Raw genomic sequence first — 265 nt, forward strand, 5'->3', positions numbered from 1 at the left:
CGGACAAACGGCAGAAAGGGCGGCAGCTTGATAGCTCTATGCCGATGCCGTCCCGCCAGATTGTTAAATGCCATTGCAGGGCGGAACCGTGAGCATAAGTCTTACGCGGTATTCGCATTCCGGATCTGCCGCCCAGCCGCTTTGTCTGTCCGCACACAGGCCGTCTGCCGCCCCGGCGTTTAGCGATTTGGTCTTTTAAAATCGCTTATGCGCCGCTGGCTGCGCTGCTTTCGCAGCTCAGAGACTCGGCTTCGCCCGGGTGGCT

The sequence above is a fragment of the Oribacterium sp. oral taxon 078 str. F0263 genome (genome assembly GCF_000469565.1).
In the GTDB taxonomy this organism is placed as follows: Bacteria; Bacillota; Clostridia; order Lachnospirales; family Lachnospiraceae; genus Oribacterium.